Here is a 17,161-nt window from a genome sequence, read left to right as displayed (position 1 = left end):
CGGCCGCGATGAAAATGGCCGGATCACGCGCGGTGAAAGCATGTTCCTCGGAGCATCCGGCTTGCCGCGATTCTCGGGAGCATCGCGTTGACCGGGCAAGGGCGTGAGGGTACCCTCGAATCGTCCCTGGACTCGGCCATGCAGACCTCCCACGAACGCCCCGCCATCAAGCCTCGTGATCCTGGCCTCGACTTCGACGAGACCGTCCCGCGCCACTGGTTCGGTGGCAACGCGCTCGCGACGCACATCGCGAACGGCGTCAATCTGCTCTTTCCGGCGGGCGAGCGTTTCTTCGTGCGCAGCGTCCACCATTACCTCGACAAACTCGACGACCCCGAGCTCCGCGCCCAGGTGAAAGGCTTCTTCGCCCAGGAGGGCCGCCACGCCCGCACGCACGAGCGCTTCTTCGAGCGCCTCGAGGAGCAGGGCTACGAGATCAAGCCGTTCCTCCGCGTCTACGAGAAGATCGCGTACGGCATCCTCGAACCCGCGTTCCCGCCGGCCTTCCGGCTCGCCGTCACCGCGGCGGCCGAGCATTTCACCGCCATCATGGCCGAAAACGCCCTCCGCGAGCGCTTCCTCGATCGCGCCCACCCGGCGCTGCGCGATCTGCTCTTCTGGCACGCCGCCGAGGAGATCGAGCACCGCGCCGTCGCATTCGACGTCCTCGGCACCGTCGCGCCGAGCTACGGCCTGCGGGTCGCCGGCATGGCCCTCGCCGCCTCCACGCTCGCGGCATTCTGGATCGCCGGGACGCTCGTGCTCCTCGATCAGGACCGCCGCCGCGGCGACGTCGATCTCCTGGCCGAGCTGCGCAAGCTTCGCGAGCATCCGATCGGCCAGCGTGTGTTTTTGCGGGGCATCAAGTCCTATCTCCGGCGTGATTTTCATCCGCTCGAAGCCGAGATCGACGGCCTCGCGCGGCAATGGCTCGAAGCGAAGGGCATGGCATGACGTTGCCCGTCGAATCCGGCCCGCGGATCGAACGACGCGTCCTCTCGATCGACAGCGCGTACGACGAGGACACGGTCGAGATCCAGCGGATGCGGGATTCGCTTTATGCGGGCCTCGGCAGTCGCGTCGTGCGCTTCGGGCGCACGCTCACGGAGCGCAGCACCGTCCTCGCCGCCCTTCGTGCCGCGGCGGAAGAGGAGCGGCCTTACGGGGCGATCCTCGTGACCTCGCACGGCGAGCCGAGCCGCGTCCTCGACACGAATTCGCCCAAAGGCTTGCTCCTCGCCGACGACTTCCCCGAGGACGAGCTCAGGCTCTGGGCTGACAATCGAGCTTTGCATTTCATGTGCTGCGACACGGGCGCGGGCCCACTTCTTTCGCGGCTCGCGGGGCTCGGGGCGCGGCTCGTCGTCGGGTTCGAGGGCAAACCGCGCTGGCATTCGCCGGAGGGGCGGCAGCGGTGGCGCGCGTTCGACGCCGAGACCGTGCGCGCGGTCGTGGATACGCCCGATCCGAAGGTGGTGGACGAGATTCGCACGCGCTGGCTCGGCCTCGTCGAGGAATGGCTCGTGACGGCGCCGCCGGGGTATGCGCAGGATCTGCGAGACATGCGGCAGACGCTCGGGACGATGGTGATTCTCTGATGCGATTCGAGGAAGCGAAACGCGCGGCACGGTTTGTCGTCCTCGGAGCGGCGCTCGCCGTGCTGCCGGCCTGCGGGGGCACGCGTATGATCGGGAGCGGGCCACACGCGTACGGGGAGGCCGCGCCCGAGGGCATTCGGTATCATTTGCCGAAGACGCTCGTCGAGGTCGGCGTCCGGACCACGCTCACGTCGCGGCGGAGTGTTTCGTACGAGAAAAACGACGCGGGGCTGTACGAGTTCAAGGTGAAGAGCCTGCCGTTCGACGTGGAGCAGAGCGCGGCGACGGTCACGGTGCTTCACGTGCCGGACACGCGGGAGTTTTATGCGCTCCACCTCGAACCGGGCCGCACGTCCGATGATTCGTTGACCGTCGAGACGTATGGTAGCGGGCTGCTCGCGTCGATCAACATGGAGAGCACGGGGCAGGAGGGGCAGGTCCTCGCCGATACGCTGGAAGCGGCGGCCACCATTGCTGGATTTCTCGTGGGGCTCGCGGATCGCGGGACCGAAGCCGCGCGGACGTTCGTTTGTGGAAAGCTCCGCGCCGATCCCTCGGCGGCGAAGTTCCCCTGCGAGGACCTCGAAGGTTTGCCCATGCAGACCTTGTATTTCCTGGGCGCGAATGCGGAGGGCCGAAAGCTCTTCCTGCGCGGACACGAGCTCGACGCCATCACGAGCGAGCGCAGGAAAACGAAACGGGAGATCGAGGACAAGATCGGCCCCGCGGACGCGAAGGAGCTCGCGGCGCTCGAATCGAAGCGCGCCTTGCTCGACGCCTCGCTCCGCGCGGCCCTCGAGGAGCGCAAGGAGGTGTCGACCGCCTTCGAGGCCCGGCTCCAGGCCTTCGCGGAGGAGCAGCGGTTCGCGCCGGAGTCGATCACGCGGGACGTCGTGCGGGTCTTCGAGGTCGCGGAGATTCCCGATGAGGCCACGCTCCCCGAGGGCACGAAATCGGCCGACGTGCCGGCGAAGCTCGCCAATCACCCGGCCATGCTGGAGCTTTGGAACGCGACCCGCATTGCGATCGCCTTGACCCCCGACCGCGGCGCGCCGCCGAAAACCCCGAAGAGCGTGGCGCCAGCCGAGGAAGAAGAAGCGGAAGGGCGCGTGTTTTATCGTCCGTCGCGCGCGGCCACGCTGAGGCTGCTCTCGCAAGGGAAGATCGCGGATCCGGACGAAGGGCGAATCGGGGAGTCGTACGAGGGGATCCGTATCGTGGACGCGCGGAGGATCGACGTGATGGATCCACGCGAGCCTCCGGCGACGATCTCGTTCGATCCGGCCGCCTTCGCCAAGCGCAGGCTGGCGCTCGGGTTCGACACGAAAGGCCGCCTCGTGCGGCTCGAGCAGAGCAGCGCCTCGACTTTTCCGAGCGCGTCCGGCGCGGTCGCCGACGGGCTCGCCAGCGCGAGCAGCGCGCTCGGCGTCGCGAGCGTGGTGGACATCGCCGCGAAAGAGCCGGATCTCTCCACGGTGGATACGCTCGTGCAAATCGAGCGGCTACGAAGGCAACGGCAGACGCTCGACGCGCAGATTCAGACGCTCGAAGCGGTGAAAGGTATTGAAAGGACGCGCCCGCTGGAACGGCCCGCGCAGCCGCGATAAGGGTGCCTCATGAAGCACCTGGTGATCACCCTGGCCGCCGTTGCGTTCCTCGGTTGCGGAGGCGCCGAGCCCGAACCCGCGATGCCCGACTTGCCCTCCACGCCGCCTCCCGACGATGCGCCGGTGGAGCAATCCGAGTGGACGGGCGGCACCATCACCGGGCTCGTTCGGCTGGCCGAGAATGCAAAGCCGATCGAGTCTCCCGATTTCGAGCTCATCCTGACGCTCTCCGGCGGCAACATCCGCAAGACCGAGCGGGTGGAGCTCGGGAAGATCAAGAAGAAGCTCTCGGGGCCGGCGCCGTATGCGTTCGAGATCCAGGCCGATCAATCGAAGTTCGACCCGTTCGACAATTACACGATCAGCGGCTTCATCGCCGCGCCGGACGGCAATTTCTGGTATTCGGTCATGAACCAGCCACGGGTCTACGTCAAAGGGCAGAAGCCCGGCCCCGTCGTGGTCGAGGTGATCCCCGTGGATCCGAGGGCCGGGAAGTAAGCTCGTCGCGCGGGGACGGGACGACCGGCCGATACGCGCTCGCGAGAGCAGACGCCTTGCCACAGGGGGGCGCGTCATCGTAGTCTGGGAAATGGTATCTGGTGTGACCACTCTCCAGGAGGACACGATGCGTCGATATTCGTCTCGTTTTATGGGGGTCGTTTCGCTGGCCCTCGCCGCGCAGGGGTTGCTCGTCGCCGCGTGCGCGGTCGAGCCGCCGCAGGAGATCGAGGCCCCCGCTGCGGAGCCGCTCGACCCGACGCTCCCGAACCCGGAGTGTTGTCTTCATCCGGGCACCCATTCCTGCGGCGAGTGTATCGAAGGCAGCTACTGCGACGCGTGTTTGTGCTGGGCCCCGATGACGCCGATTTCGCGAGAAATGTGTCACTACAATCCGCCCGAGTGCCCGCTGCCGCGGAACGTCAAGCACGAATGCCCCCAGGTGTCTGCCTGGGCGAAGGATCCCGTGACGGGTCTGTGCTGCTACTACAGCCTCTCCTGCAGGGCGCCCGTCGAGTGGGACCAGTTCTATTCGTACGACGCGTGTATGCAGTGAACCGTGCCCCCGCCGCGCAGGCGGGCGACGCGGGACAGCCCGAACCGGCTTTCAACGCTTCTTCTTTTTCTTCTTTTTCGGCGGAGGCGGCGGTCGCGTCTTGCCCGGCGCGACGGGCACCCACGGGGCGCTCCGATCCACGGGCAGCGGCGTATCCGCGGGCAAGGCTTGCTCTCCGGCGCGCTTGATCGTGAACGAGGAGCTCACGACGTTGTACATGTGGGCGCCGAAGTTCGAGAGGTCGCCCCCGCCGGCGATGCCGATCGGAATGCAGAAGCGGGTTTTGCGCTCCTCGTCGAGATCGCTGTACGGGATGAACCGGCCCTGATCGTCGCGTATGCCGCGCGTGTAGCCACCGCCGCCGCCCTGCGACATCCCGTCCTGGATCGCCTGCGCGAGCTGCTCGATGACCTCGTTCGCGCAGAGCGGCTTGATCTCGCCCTTCACCTTGCTGCCGGCCGGATACTGGACCTTCGACTCGATCTTGACGACGACCGTGACGCCCTGTTTGTCCGGGCCCATCTGCAAGGACCGCGCGGAAAGGCCGCTCTTCACGGCCTCGACGACGCCGGTCCAGTGGTTCGCATTGGCGTCCGTGGTGCTGACGAGGCGGACCCCCTCGACTTTGCCTTGCGCGTCGAGCTTGACCTCGAACGTGGCGCGGGCGTCCTTGACCGCCGAGGCGCGGACGGCATTCGCAATGGTGGAGGCGACCACGCCGGCCGCGGGGACGTCGATGCCGGTGGATTTGTCCTTGTTGTGAAGGGTGCCCGTGAGGACGCGGCTCGCGGCATTGGAATCGACGGGGCGCGGGGCCTCGATGGTGGTGGGCGCGGGCCGGGCCGCCGGCGCATCGGGCACGACGCCCGGGACGGCCCAGACGGGCGAGCCCAGACCGGGAAGGGCGCCGACGACGGGCGCGGGCGCGGGCGCGCCGCCGTATTCGTCAACGGGAAGGCTCGGCGCGGCGGGCGTGGGCGCGGGCGCGGATTCGGGAGCGGGAGCGGGCGCGGATTCAGGCGCGGGCGCGGGAGCGGATTCGGGAGCGGGCGCGGATTCGGGAGCGGGAGCGGATTCAGGCGCGGGCGCGGGCGCGGATTCGGGCGCGGGCGCCGGTACGGGCGCAGGTGCACGCACGGCCACGCGGGCCGATTCGGGCGCAGGTGCCTGCTCGGGCGCGGGGGCCGGCGCGCGTGTCACCGTGCCGGGCGGGCCTTCCTCCTCGATATCGACCGTCGTATCCGCCGGAGGCTCGACGCGGAGCGGCGACAACTCGGCCCCCGGCGCCGGGCTGCGCGGGGCGACGGCGAGGAAAAGCACGTGCGCGACGATCGCGATCGCGACCGCCCCGAGCTCGCGCCCCCGTTCCTTCGCCACGCGCTGAGGCTAGCACATCCCCCGGCGCGGTTGCACCTCGGCGGATAACGGTTCCCTCACCGCGTCACGTAGAAAAACGCGATGCACATCTCGTCCTCGGTCCCTTCGCCCTGTTTCGTCACGGTGTCCCGACCCGTCGTGTCGTAGCCGCAGGTGATCCGGATCGTGTCGCCGCCCTGCACCTTCGGGGGCGTCTCGTACATCGAGAACGATTGCCAGTGGAAATCCCAGTTCCCCACGTCGAGCAAGCATTGCTTCTGCCCGTCGTGCTCGGCCTCCACGTGCATGATCTTCCCGGTCCCGTGCATGTGCGGCGCCACGCCCCACATCGTCACCGTGCCGGCCTGCGCCGGGACGGGCTCGTCGTTCGTCACGGTCGTCATCGGCTGCTGCGGCGGAAGGTTGATCCCCTGCGCCGCGACCCGCGAAATGGTGGCCTCCTTGTCGACCGAATCCTGCACGACCGCCGCAATCCGCGTCTGGTCGGGGAACGCGCCGCTCGCGAGGTTGTAATGGACCTGCACGACCATCTTGCGCCCGCCTTCGAGCCTTAGGCCCGTGCCCGCAGGGAATCGCGTGGGTCCGCCGCCCGGGGCCCAGCCCACGACGAACCGCGAGGCGCCGACGCCGGGACCCCCGAAACACGTGTATCCGGGGCCCGCCTCGGCCGCGTCGAGCGCTTCGGCTTCGGCCTCGGCCGCGGCCGTATCGAGCGCGAAGGCGATGACGTGGTGGACGACGCGCGGATCACCCGGGAGGACCTCGTACGCCGTGAGGAATTTGTCGGACGTGATGCCCGGATCGACGATGAAGCAGCGGTAATCGTCGACCTTCGAGCCGTCGGGCGTGTAGGAGACGCCCATGTCGATCGTGAGGTTCGCGTCGGCGAGGCCCGTGGGCGGCGGGGGCGGCGTCGGGGCTTTCGAGAGGTCGCCCGCGGGGCCGCCGGCCTCGGCCCACGCGGAGATCGTGGCGATCTCCTCGGACGTGAGCCACCGGGCGTCCTGGAATTTGTTGCAATCGCCGCAGTTGTTCGGATTGAAGGGCGGCATCTCGCGCGCCGTGGTGCGCTCCGCGATGAGGGCCGCGAGCGGGCTCGTCTGCTCGAAGTCGAGGAGCGGGAACGGCGCGATTCCGCCGTTCGTGTGGCACGTGGCGCAGTTCTTCATCAAGATCGGCGCGACATCCTCGGCATACGTGGGCGTCTTCGAGACGGTGGCTTCCACGCCGCAAACGGGGTCGAGGACGGTCACGGGGGTGTTCGGAGGAGGCGTCGTTCCCGAGCTGCCGGAGCTACCGTCTCCGCCCCCGCACGCGGCGGCGAGGACGGCGAAGAGGCCGAGCGAGAGAGAAACCACGAGGATGGATCTACGCATGCGGCCAGAGACACCGGCCGGGCGCGTTCCGTAAAATGGAAAGTCAGTGGCTGCCGAGGAAAGCGAGCGCCTTCTCGACCTGCTCGTCCGTCATCGCGTGGCCGGCGCGGGGACGCCCGATCTCGAGGTGCGGCCAGCGCATCCGCTTCAGCATCTTCGCGAGCGCCTTCTGCTTGTCGTGCGAGGGATCCCCCGCGCCCCACGCGACCACGATCGGCGCCCGTTTTTTCGTCCCCTTCGCCTCCGTCTCGTGATACGGCGCGCCCGAGCCGCCCGCGAAGAGCGCATACCCCGCGACGTCGAGCCGGCCGCGCATCGCCAGCGAGGTCGCGTAATACGCGCCGTTCGAGAATCCGAAAATGTAGACGCGCTCGAAAGGTTTGCCCGCGGCTTGCTCCAGCGCGGTTCGCGCGGCCGTCCATTCCGCGACGAGCGCGTCCTCGTGGATCCGGCGCGCGTCCATGCTCGTCGGCCAGGCCCACCACGACTCCATCGTCTTCGGCCCGATCCCGCGGCGGCCCCGGGGCATGATCACCGTATGGCCGTACGTCGCGCCCACCCGCGCGGCGTTGCGCTGCGAGTTCCATTGATCGTTCGTATCGGGCTGGACGACGCCGTGCAGGTGAATGATGAGCGTGCGTGGTCCGGGCGCGGGTTTTTCGGGGACGAAGTAGCAGACCTCGTTCGGCAGCGCGGCAAGCTCGGACGCACACCAGCGGCGCTTGTCGGGGGCGGTCTCCGGGGGCGCCTCGGCGGACGCCGGACGCGAGCCCGCCGCGAGGAGGGCGAAGAGGAACGCGAAGGCCGCCGGGCGCATGCGCCGACCCTACCACGGGTCGCTCGCCGCGGGCACGTTCGTGTATCGTGGGCCCGATGGACGAGACGCGCGGAGACGAGGATGTACGGGCCGCACAGGCAGAGCTGCTCACGGCGATCGCGGGGCGGCTCTCGAAAGGGGACGCGCCGCTCCCCGTGGATCTCATGGCCAAGCTCGCGGAGGAGCTCGCGCTCCGCATCGACGACGAGGCGATCACCGAGGCCTGGGCCGAGAACGAATACGAAGAGCCGACGTCGTGGCGAGGCAGCGCGGCGCGCGCGAGCCGGCGGGGGCGAGGGCGGGACGTCCGCGACATCGAGCTGCTCGCGCGCGCGGTGCGAGACCTCGATGCGCTCGGGCCGACCGAGCGGGAGGACGTGTCCCTGGAGATCGACGCGCTCGCCTTCGACCCGGTGCCCCGCGGGGTGACGGCGCTCTACGGTCGAAAGGATGGACACCTGCAAAACCGCATCGGCGCGCGGCGATTGCTTTACAAGGTGCAGGGGACCCTGGTGACCATCGTGGCGATCACTCGCTAGCCTGCCAGCACTCCTCCTGTCGCATCCACGCCTCGAGGAGCCCGGGTTTTCCGCCGAAACCCTGGTAGTACTCGGCATTCAAGCATTTCACGAGGGCTTCCCGCTCGGGCACGGAGAGGTCGGTCGCGCCGAGCGGCATCTTCTGGTGATTCACGACATAAAAGCTCACCAGCGTCTCGCCCTGGGGCTGCAACTGGATCCCGCTCGGATGATTCAGCTCGCCGCGCTGGTGGCCATCGTGGCAACCGGCGCATCGCATGACCTCCGCGAGCCGCGCGAGCCGCGCCGGCTCGACCCGTCCGGCGGAGCATGCGGCGAGGAACTCCGGCGTTCGCAGCGGCGAGGTGCGGGGACCCATCGGCGGCCCGTAGGCCGAGCGCGTGAATCCGTCGAGATCGATGGCGCCATGGCTCGCCATCCGCGCGTTCACCCTGCGAAGCTTCGCGCCGAAGCGGTCCTCGTCGAATGCGCGGGGATCGGGCGTGATGGGGAGGGTGGCCTGCTTGTGACAGCGGTAGCAGTTCTCGACGACGCCGGTCTCCTCGAATCGTGTGCCGATCTCGATCCTTTCGCCGTCGCGCTTCCGCCAGAAGTCCTTCAGCCTCGCGCGCGGCGTTTCCAGCGCCAAACCCGTTCCTGCTTCCGTTTTCTGGACGGCCACGACCGAGACGCCTCTGGGCAGCTCACCGGCTGGATCCTGCTGGAGCCCGAACTGGATGTACTGGTCGAAGTCTTCGTGCGGAACGTAGACGAAGAACCGGCCGAGCGCGCGTGTGCCGTCGGGGGTGGGCAGATGCTGCGACTGGTAAATGAATGCGATCCATTCGAATCGCGGGTCCGGGATCGTCTCGTTGAGCCCATCGATGTACCCGAGCGCGCTCGTGATGGATGCGTCGTCGTTTTCGTCGAGCCACCGCAGGAATTGCTGGTCCTTCAGCGCCTCCGGGAGCTCCAGCATCTCGGGATACGGCATTTCGGAGAAGTATTGCTCGTCCGGCATCGAGGCGCCGAGCAGGTGGCCGCCGAGCAGCCTCTCCCGCGTCGTCGCTTCGAAAAAGCTCGAAAAATGGCTCATGCATTTCCGGGCGACGGGGACCGCGTCGAGTTGCGGCTGGCAGCGTCGCAGCGTCGCACCGGTCTCGAGGAGGATGTCGTCGTCGAGATTGCTGGCAAAGAAGGCGCGCGTCGTCCGCTCGTGCCAGTCACGAAAGCTGGGAAGGTCGGTGGGGCAGGGCGCGATCACGGCCGGTGTGGCCGCCAGGTACAGGATTGCCCAGGGTAGCGCGCGCATGGTCCGCCCTCCGCGTCTCTCGACGGTCGCAGGAAGGCAAGAGGCGTGCAGCGAGGAGGGGGATCAGCGGCTGCGCGTGAGGCGCGCCGTGCCTTCGAGGCCCTGGGCGCGGGCGGCCTCGACGACGGCCTCGCAGACGGCCTCGTGCACGTGCGGCAGGAGCGGCGAGGGGACGACCTCGCCCTTTTCGGCGCACGATGCGATCGCGCGCGCCGCGGCGATACGCATCTCCGGCGTGATCGCGCGGCTCTCGATGGCGAGCGCGCCGCGGAACAGGCCCGGGAACGCGAGCGCATTGTTGATGCTGCGTCCGTCGGTGCAGAAGGCCGCGCCCGCCGCGAGCGCGTCGACCGGCTCGATCTCGGGGTCCGGGTTCGACAGCGGGAAGATGACCTGCCCCGGCCGGATCCATTTCGGATCGATGAGCCCCGGCCTCCCCGTCGCCGCGATCACGATATCGGCCTCGCGCATGAGCGTGGGCAGATCGACCGGGTGCGCGCCGAGGCTCTTCAGCCACGCCATCGCCTCCTCGGACCGATCGGTCACGAGCACGTCGCGCGCCCCGTGCGCCATCATGAGACGGGCGATCGCGCTTCCGGCCGCGCCGAGGCCGATCTGCCCGACGCGCGCCTTCTCCAGCGAGACGCCCGTCATTTTACACGCATTGAGCAGCGCGGCGAGCGCGACCGTGGCCGTGCCGTGCTGATCGTCGTGCATGACGGGTTTGTCGAGGCGCTCGATGAGCTCTTCCTCGATCTTGTAACAATCCGGGATGCGGATGTCCTCGAGGTGAATGCCGCCGAACGTGAGCGAGAGCCGCAGGACCGTGTCCACGAACTCCCGCGGATCGAGCGTGTCGACGAGGATCGGCGAGGCGCTGATCCCGACGAACTTGTCGTAAAGGACGGCCTTTCCTTCCATGACCGGCAGCGAGGCGAGCGGCCCGACGTTGCCGAGGCCGAGGACGCGCGTGCCGTTCGTGAAGATACCGACCGAGTTGCCGATCCCCGTGAGGTGCCGCGCGCGCTCGGGCTCGCGCTCGATCGCCCGCGCGACGCGGGCCACGCCCGGCGTGTAGATGTAACGCAAATCGCGCTGATGACGGAGCTCGATCCGGCTCGTCATGTGCAGCTTGCCGCCCTTGTGCATGTCGAAGACGCGGTCGATCGTGTCGAGCAGCTCGACGCCGTCGACGGAGCGCACGGCCTCGATGACGCGGTCGCGCTGCTCTTCGTCCAGCGTCTCGACCGTGACCTCACGCAGCGTATCGCTCTCCATGCTGCGTAAGGTGGTGATGTCACCAAGCAAACCACCCTGCTCGGCCACGGCCGTCGCGAGGCGGGCGAGCTGGCCCACGCGATGTTTGCATTTGACGCGAAGTACGGTGTCGAGGCTGGTCTTCCTCATGGGGGCGCGGACCATACCACGAAGCGGCCGAGGTGGAAGCCCGGGGAGAAGCAGGCAGGCGAGAGAGGCCCCACGATCACCATCCCTGCGTTATCCTGCGGCGTAGCCGAGCGGATCCGGGGCTTCTGCGGCAGTGTATGGGATTGAAGCGGTGAATGACGCGCTGCTGCATCAGCCGCGGTGGCCGAGCGCGTACGCCGGTCGCGTCCGGTCGGAGACGTGCGGGGCCGCCCAGACCGTCCGGCGGCGCGTGCCTGCGCCGGCCCCCATCTGCTGAGGGGTCGGGCATGCAGAGGAGCCCGTCGCGCCGGATCCCGATCGACGAGACGTGCGGTTTTGGGCGGGATTTCGCGTGTGAATCGGGTGGCACGGGCGCTGCAATGGGCTCGGGTGTCGCGGACGGCGGGCTCGCCAAAGGAGGAGCTGGGGCGCCGCGCTGCACGTCTTCAATCGGGAGCCCTCGGCTTTCCCCGGAGGAAACAATTTCATGATCCGACATCTCTCCGCCGCTTCGATTCTCGCGACCACCCTCCTCTCGTGGGGGTGCGTCACGGCTCCGGACGACGACACGAATGACGCGCTCGCCGCATTGGACGAGGCGGCTGCCTTGTCGACCACGGATCTCGACGACCCCCCCGAGCTCGAGCCTTGCAGGTCCGTACCCGCGGACGCCACCTTGACGCTCACCTCCGGGACCCACGGCGTCTCTTCCAATCAGGCTTGGCCCACGGACGCGTCGCATCCGGGCTGCGTCGGGTACATTGCGGACTTCGTGGCATCCGGGAGCTCGACGTATTCGGTCGTCCCGAGCGCGACGCACCTCGTCTCGAACCCCGACGCGAGCATCATCGGGTGGCCGCAGAGCGAGGACCTCTGCAAGGCGACCACGGCGAGCATCGCGATTTATTCGAAGGCCACGCCGCAGAGCCTCTATACGCACGACGCGACGTTGAGCTACAAAGGCAACTGGAAGCGGATCGGGCTGACGAACAACTTTTATTGCGAGGCCATGGAGGTCTATGGCCAGACGATGCCGGCCCTCGTGAATCGGTCCGCCGTCCGGCTCGTGGTGGGCGCCAAGGCGCAGAAGATCTGCTGCTGGGAGACCTCCGTATGCTCGTACTCGCCCGAGAACATCGGCTCGTGCGAGAACACGGGCGTCATCCCCGCCCCCGGCATCGTGGTCGGGCGCGCCGAGATCGGCGCGCTGTCGATCGAGCTCTGAGGCGCGGCGGCGACCCGGGGGGGCGCCGCCGGTATCGCCTCCCTCAATGGCAGCAGGTATTGCTGGCCCAGGCCACGCCGCCGCCGGTCCGATAGATCACGACGTTGCCGTCGTTCTGCACGGCGAGGTTGGCATAATAATTTGACGACCCGGCCGTGCCCGAGGCCCACACGGGCTGGCCCGTGGACTTGTAGATGACGAGGTTGCCGTCCTCCTGCATGATCGCGCGGTCGCCGCCCTTTCCATTCGTGCCCGAGGCCCAGAGCGCGCTGCCGCCCTGGTAGAGCACGAGGTTGCCGTCGCCCTGGAACTTGAGCTGGAAGCGGCCGTCGCACGACCAGACCGATTGCTCCGCCCCGAGCCCCTGGCCCGAAGAAAGCGAGCCGCAGCCCGACGGCGACGCATACGAGGCATAACGAGACCAGATGCCCGCGCGATCGTCGTCCGCGAGCGAGGTGTCGACCCCGCTGTAATACGCGTACATGGTCGCGCCCGAGACGCTCGAATGGCCGAGGCCGAGGGAGTGCCCGACCTCGTGCAGGGCGACGGTCTCGAGGAACCCGGACGACCAGCCCTCGGCGTCATCGAAATGCACGTCGCCTCCGAGGCCGCCGCCCGGCGAATAGGCGTGGGCGAGGACGCCGGACGAGCCGTCGAATGCATCGGTGCAGCCATGGCTGCCCGTGTAGAACCCGAACGAAATGTTCTCGCCCGAGCTCACCTCGGAGAAGCTGAAGCTCGAGGACGAGGTCCACGAGAAGAGCGCGTTCTGGATGGCGGAGCGGACGGAGGCCTGGCTGAAGTCCGAGGTGTAATTCGCGAATCGATAGGTGAGGGCCGTGGACGACCAGGTCCCGCCGAATGCGGTGTAGGGGTTGTCGATGTCGAGGGTCGGCACGACGCTCGGGGGATCGTAATAATCGGGGTGGCTGCAGCGCGGCATCTGCATGATTCGCTGCATCTCGGCGTCGACGACGCCGGTCACGGGCAGGCCGTGCTGGGCCTGGTAGAGGCGCACGCCTTCTTCGAGGGCCTCGTCGAAGAGCTCCGGATCGGCCGGCTCGCGCGAGACGGCGGGGCTCCAGTCGGGGTAATGCTCGGCGAGCTCCTCGTTCTGATAATAACCGTACTTGCGCAGGTACTCGTAGACCGCGCGGACGTCCTTGCCCTGCGCGCCGAGCCCGAAGCCCGCCGAGGCCTCGGAATCGAGGGCCGCGTCGTCGCCGAGCGTCGTGACGTCGTCGCCCACGCATCCCACGAGGGTCGTCGAAGCGGCGAGGGCGAGAGGCGCGAGCAGCAGTGCGAAGCAGGAGTCGAAGCGGTTCGTCGAGGCCATGGGATTCATTCTCCGTATGCGAGGGATGCCGACCCCTATCGCATCAGGCATGCCAGCCCGGCGGGGTGCGGGTGTGGTGGGTGTAAGTTGTCGGAAGGAATGGGGGTTTTCGGTTTGGGTGCCGGGGCCGCCGTGGCGGGGCGCGTCGAGACTTGGCGGTGCCAGCCTCCAGGCATGGAGGTGGGAACCGCCAACGGGGGGGCCGTCCTCTCGCGAAAGCGCGTGGTGGGGCGTCGATCAGGTCAGGACGCGCCGTGAAGCGGGCTGGTGAGGGCGGTTCAGGGCAGGACGGGGCGCGCTCGGGGGAAGGTGAGGCGTCGACAAGGTGAGGTCACGGCGTGCGCGGGGGTGGATCGGAATGAGGTGGGCGGGCGCAGGGCGCGCGCGCGGGAGGGCGGGGGTGATCCGGGGCGGCGCGGGGCGTGGGCGGGGGGAGGTGAGGCCGAAACTTGACGGTTCACGCGCCGGAGCTGGGGAAGGCGAGCGCTTCCGCGAGGTCCTGGCAGGCATGCAGGTTCCAGACGAACCACATCATCGAGCGCCCCGCCCCCGGGGTCACGACCATCGAGCCCGCGCCGATCCGAGAACGGCGATGATTTGCATGGAAGGCGATGTGTTTCTCAGGTCGCCAGCCGCCCCTCGAGTTGCGCGCTCGGCCGTAGTTGACGTACGCGCGCCGTTCACAATGTAATTGGTAGAGCTGGCTCGGTGCAAGATACGGTCGCCGGCGGGCGGATCCCTCATTGGCGCAGCACTGCGCCCGGAAGGAGCAAGGGGACATGAAAGCATCGCGAAGCCTTGTGTTGGCCGCTTCGGCCCTGACAGCGCTGTTCGCAGCGAGCTGCACATCGTCGTTCGAATCTGGAAATGCTGGGGACGATACCCATATCGGCTCGGTTCAAGAGGCGGTTCCGATCCGATCGTGCGACTACGAGGGGGCCGTCTGCGCCACAGCTCTGGGTTCGACGAATTCCAAGCTGCTCTACATTTGCAGGGACGGCCAGGTGGTGCAGAGTGTCACGTGCCCAGCCGCCTGCGTGTCGGGCGATTGGGGCGAAGAGGACCGATGCATCTGAGCGTGTTGGCGATTGTCATGCCGCGCGCGCCGTCGAACTCGTGCTCCCCATCCGCGCCGAGGCCGTGGTCGCCGTGCGGAACGAGCGGCTCGATGCGCTGACCACACGTTTCGCCGCGGCCACGCGTGCCTTCGCCGCACCGCTGCTCGGCAAGCTCTTCGGGGATACGACGCCGGGGCAGTTCGTCCGCAAGGGGCTCCGGGTGTAATGCGAGAAGACGCGCGACGTCATTCTGCCCGAGATCGGAGACCGAGGAATGGAAGGAGGGCGTCAACGCCCTGCGCACCACCGTCTACGCGGAGCTGCTCAAGATCGCCGTGGCGAACAAATACCCGAAGTCCTGGGTCGAGTCGTTCTTCCGCGCAGCCGCCGCGGAAGGCGCTGAGGACACGGCCGAGTCCGAAGCCGCCGCGTCCACAGGCTGAATTCCCCCATCCCCGACAGGGGAGGCTTTTGCTCCAGCAAAAGCCTCCCCCTCGCCACTACTGGCACTCGCCGAAGTCCATGTAGCCGGGGATGGAGTACGGGGAGCAGGACTTCCCCCCGGAACAGGCGTGTGCGTTGTCGCAATAGGCGACGCAGCGTTTGTTGCCGTCGGCCTGGGAGAAGTCGACGCCGCACCGGGCATTCACGCCGCAATCGGCGTCCAATTTGCAGATCCCGCCGACGGGCACGGGGCCGGCGTGGCCACACGCGAAGCCGCCGGCGCCGGAGGTGTCCACGATTCCGTCGTTCGTGAGGGAATTGCGGTCGCGACACGTCGAGCCCGCCTCGCAGCCATTGCCGAAGGGCGTACACGTCGGGATGCAGACGCCGGCCAGGGGCGAACCGGTCCAGTAGGCGAGGCAGAGCTCGCCGGCGTCGCAATCACTCGCCTTGGCGCAGTACTCCCGGCAGGCGAAGTTGTTCGGCGCCTTGGCGTCGTCGGTGCAGAGCAGGCCCGGGGCGCAGTTGTCTTCGCCGAAGGCGGTCCGCGTGCACGCGGCGCCCTCCGCGACGGCGCCGCCCACGGCCTCGCACACCGAGAAATAGGTCTTCTTTTCACCCGCGGGGTCGACCAGCGTGCATTCGCTGCCGGCGCCGCAGTTCTGTCCCACGAGGTCGCAGCAGGCGCTCGTGGCGCCGGCCGGGAGGGCCTGCTCGGGGAGCGCGATGGCGCAGGTGCTGCCCGTCGTGGTGACGGTGCAATTCAGCGCCAGGCTGCCGTTCTCGAGCTTGGCGGTGCATTCGTAGGGAAACTTCGTGGGGAGGTGGGAGAGCTCGCCCGAGAAGGTGGCGACATCCCCGTCCACGGTGCCGGTCATCACGCCCATGTTGGTGGAGACGGTGAGTGTGCAGCCGGTTTGCGCGACGCATGTGCTCTTGAGCAGCGCCCCCATGGCGCACGGGGCCTGCTCCGTCACGACGTAGGTGCCATTGAAATTGGCGCAAGCGGGGCCACCGCCGCCCGCGCCGCCGGAACCACCGGAGCCACCCGCGCCGCCGGAACCACCGGAGCCGCCGGAACCACCGGCGCCGCCGACGCCGCCGACGCCACCCGCGCCGCCGGAGCCGCCGACACCACCGGAGCCGCCGGAGCCGCCGTTGTTGGTCTCCGTGCAGCCATAGGCCATGAGGGACGTGAGGAGAAGGCTGGCGAGAAGAACGCGATTGCGAGATTGCATGTTGTCGATGAGCTCCAAGGTTTGCCCCGCCGTCGGGACCCGTGGCCGACCACGGGGCGCGGTGCGGCGTGCCCTTGGCAAACTCCGCACCACCGCGGAATCACAGCAACTTTTCGTCGGGAGGCATCACGGAAACGTGGGGGATCGGGCGGCTCGGCAGGTGAACGGGGCGCCCCCGGAATCTCCAATGCTTGCGCCAAGCTGCGCCGGAGGATGTGCCGGACGGACAGGCGCGTCGTGGCATGTGTCGAGCCCACCCCAGCTGCCCGCCGAAGCAGGTCATGACGGCCAGCGTTCTCCGATCAGAACCGACCCAACACCACGATTCCCTGCTGCTCCCCGCTCAAAAGGGGTGCAATGGCGACCTTCGCAGGCGCCGGCTGCGAAGAATGCGTCTCGGGATTGACCCACGCGAGCACCAATCCGAGAAATACACCCGCCGCGCCCACGCCGAGCGCCGTGGTCGCGACCCGCCCGTCGGCCGTCGCCTTCGCGCGGAGCGAATACCCCTCCGCGTCGCACTTGTCCAGATCCGACGTGAGGCAATGCTGCTTCGTCGCCGCGCTCGCCTCGTCCGAGCGCGCCGCATACACGCCGCCCGCCACGATCGCGCCGAGGCCCGCCCCCACGACGAAAGACGCCGCAATCCGAGGACCGGTCCAGAACGGGGCCGGCGGAGGCTCCGGCGGCGCGGTCGGGGCCGGCGGAGGCGCGGGCGCGGGCGCCGCGGGCGGTTCGGCCCAGGCGATCGAGGGGAGCAGGAGCGTGGCCAGGAAAAAGGGCAGGGATCGCAT

General features: G+C 68.4%; 16 protein-coding genes. 8 read left to right on the top strand and 8 right to left on the bottom strand.

The window, feature by feature from the left end; all coding sequences use genetic code 11:
• The first annotated feature begins 138 nt into the window (after nucleotides 1-138).
• The 5 genes from QHF84_RS44180 to QHF84_RS44160 all read left to right on the top strand — a co-directional run bounded on the left by QHF84_RS44180 (nucleotide 139) and on the right by QHF84_RS44160 (nucleotide 4,259).
• On the top strand, nucleotides 139-954 hold the full coding sequence (locus QHF84_RS44180) for a metal-dependent hydrolase (protein WP_281319629.1): 816 nt from the start codon (nucleotides 139-141) through the stop codon (nucleotides 952-954).
• Nucleotides 951-1,598, top strand: a complete 648-nt coding sequence (locus QHF84_RS44175; RefSeq protein ID WP_281319628.1) for a hypothetical protein — start codon at nucleotides 951-953, stop codon at nucleotides 1,596-1,598. Before QHF84_RS44180 ends, QHF84_RS44175 begins: the two co-directional genes overlap by 4 nt.
• Nucleotides 1,598-3,205, top strand: a complete 1,608-nt coding sequence (locus QHF84_RS44170; RefSeq protein WP_281319627.1) for a hypothetical protein — start codon at nucleotides 1,598-1,600, stop codon at nucleotides 3,203-3,205. Before QHF84_RS44175 ends, QHF84_RS44170 begins: the two co-directional genes overlap by 1 nt.
• Before the next feature lie 9 nt (nucleotides 3,206-3,214).
• Nucleotides 3,215-3,703 carry a hypothetical protein gene (locus QHF84_RS44165; protein WP_281319626.1) on the top strand — a complete coding sequence of 163 codons (489 nt, stop codon included), beginning with the start codon at nucleotides 3,215-3,217 and terminating at the stop codon, nucleotides 3,701-3,703.
• A 127-nt stretch (nucleotides 3,704-3,830) separates the two neighbouring features.
• Nucleotides 3,831-4,259 (top strand): hypothetical protein, encoded by a 429-nt coding sequence (locus tag QHF84_RS44160; RefSeq protein ID WP_281319625.1) that lies wholly within the window; start codon nucleotides 3,831-3,833, stop codon nucleotides 4,257-4,259.
• A gap of 51 nt (nucleotides 4,260-4,310) precedes the next feature.
• On the opposite strand, the gene QHF84_RS44155 is transcribed toward QHF84_RS44160, so the two are convergent.
• From QHF84_RS44155 to QHF84_RS44145, 3 genes are read right to left on the bottom strand one after another with little or no spacing between them, the layout of a single operon-like run.
• Nucleotides 4,311-5,636: a hypothetical protein gene (locus tag QHF84_RS44155; protein ID WP_281319624.1), complete on the bottom strand. Its 1,326-nt coding sequence runs from the start codon at nucleotides 5,634-5,636 to the stop codon at nucleotides 4,311-4,313.
• 56 nt (nucleotides 5,637-5,692) lie between these two features.
• A complete protein-coding gene (locus QHF84_RS44150; RefSeq protein ID WP_281319623.1) occupies nucleotides 5,693-7,012 on the bottom strand; it encodes a hypothetical protein in 1,320 nt (439 codons plus the stop codon).
• Between the two features lie 43 nt (nucleotides 7,013-7,055).
• Nucleotides 7,056-7,829 (bottom strand): dienelactone hydrolase family protein, encoded by a 774-nt coding sequence (locus QHF84_RS44145; protein WP_281319622.1) that lies wholly within the window; start codon nucleotides 7,827-7,829, stop codon nucleotides 7,056-7,058.
• 56 nt (nucleotides 7,830-7,885) lie between these two features.
• On the opposite strand from QHF84_RS44145, the gene QHF84_RS44140 reads away from it, so the two are divergent.
• A complete protein-coding gene (locus QHF84_RS44140; RefSeq protein ID WP_281319621.1) occupies nucleotides 7,886-8,368 on the top strand; it encodes a hypothetical protein in 483 nt (160 codons plus the stop codon).
• On the opposite strand, the gene QHF84_RS44135 is transcribed toward QHF84_RS44140, so the two are convergent.
• Nucleotides 8,358-9,659, bottom strand: coding sequence for a hypothetical protein (locus QHF84_RS44135; RefSeq protein ID WP_281319620.1), 1,302 nt, complete (start codon nucleotides 9,657-9,659; stop codon nucleotides 8,358-8,360). The genes QHF84_RS44140 and QHF84_RS44135 overlap by 11 nt on opposite strands.
• Before the next feature lie 63 nt (nucleotides 9,660-9,722).
• On the bottom strand, nucleotides 9,723-11,066 hold the full coding sequence (locus QHF84_RS44130) for a malic enzyme-like NAD(P)-binding protein (protein ID WP_281319619.1): 1,344 nt from the start codon (nucleotides 11,064-11,066) through the stop codon (nucleotides 9,723-9,725).
• Between the two features lie 487 nt (nucleotides 11,067-11,553).
• Here QHF84_RS44130 and QHF84_RS44125 point away from each other — a divergent pair, with 487 nt between their 5' ends.
• A complete protein-coding gene (locus QHF84_RS44125) occupies nucleotides 11,554-12,291 on the top strand; it encodes a hypothetical protein (protein WP_281319618.1) in 738 nt (245 codons plus the stop codon).
• 43 nt (nucleotides 12,292-12,334) lie between these two features.
• Here QHF84_RS44125 and QHF84_RS44120 read toward each other — a convergent pair whose 3' ends face one another.
• Nucleotides 12,335-13,627 (bottom strand): matrixin family metalloprotease, encoded by a 1,293-nt coding sequence (locus QHF84_RS44120; protein WP_281319617.1) that lies wholly within the window; start codon nucleotides 13,625-13,627, stop codon nucleotides 12,335-12,337.
• Between the two features lie 1,116 nt (nucleotides 13,628-14,743).
• Between QHF84_RS44120 and QHF84_RS44115 the strand changes: the two genes are divergently transcribed.
• A complete protein-coding gene (locus QHF84_RS44115; protein ID WP_281319616.1) occupies nucleotides 14,744-14,911 on the top strand; it encodes a hypothetical protein in 168 nt (55 codons plus the stop codon).
• A gap of 274 nt (nucleotides 14,912-15,185) precedes the next feature.
• On the opposite strand, the gene QHF84_RS44110 is transcribed toward QHF84_RS44115, so the two are convergent.
• The gene (locus tag QHF84_RS44110) at nucleotides 15,186-16,367 is read right to left on the bottom strand and encodes a hypothetical protein (RefSeq protein WP_281319615.1); all 1,182 of its coding nucleotides are present in this window, start codon (nucleotides 16,365-16,367) and stop codon (nucleotides 15,186-15,188) included.
• 302 nt (nucleotides 16,368-16,669) lie between these two features.
• Nucleotides 16,670-17,161 carry a hypothetical protein gene (locus QHF84_RS44105; RefSeq protein WP_281319614.1) on the bottom strand — a complete coding sequence of 164 codons (492 nt, stop codon included), beginning with the start codon at nucleotides 17,159-17,161 and terminating at the stop codon, nucleotides 16,670-16,672.

Origin of the sequence: Polyangium sp. y55x31 (assembly GCF_029946505.1) — a bacterium.
Classification (GTDB): Bacteria; Myxococcota_A; Polyangia; order Polyangiales; family Polyangiaceae; genus Polyangium.
This window is presented reverse-complemented; position numbering and strand designations above follow the sequence as displayed.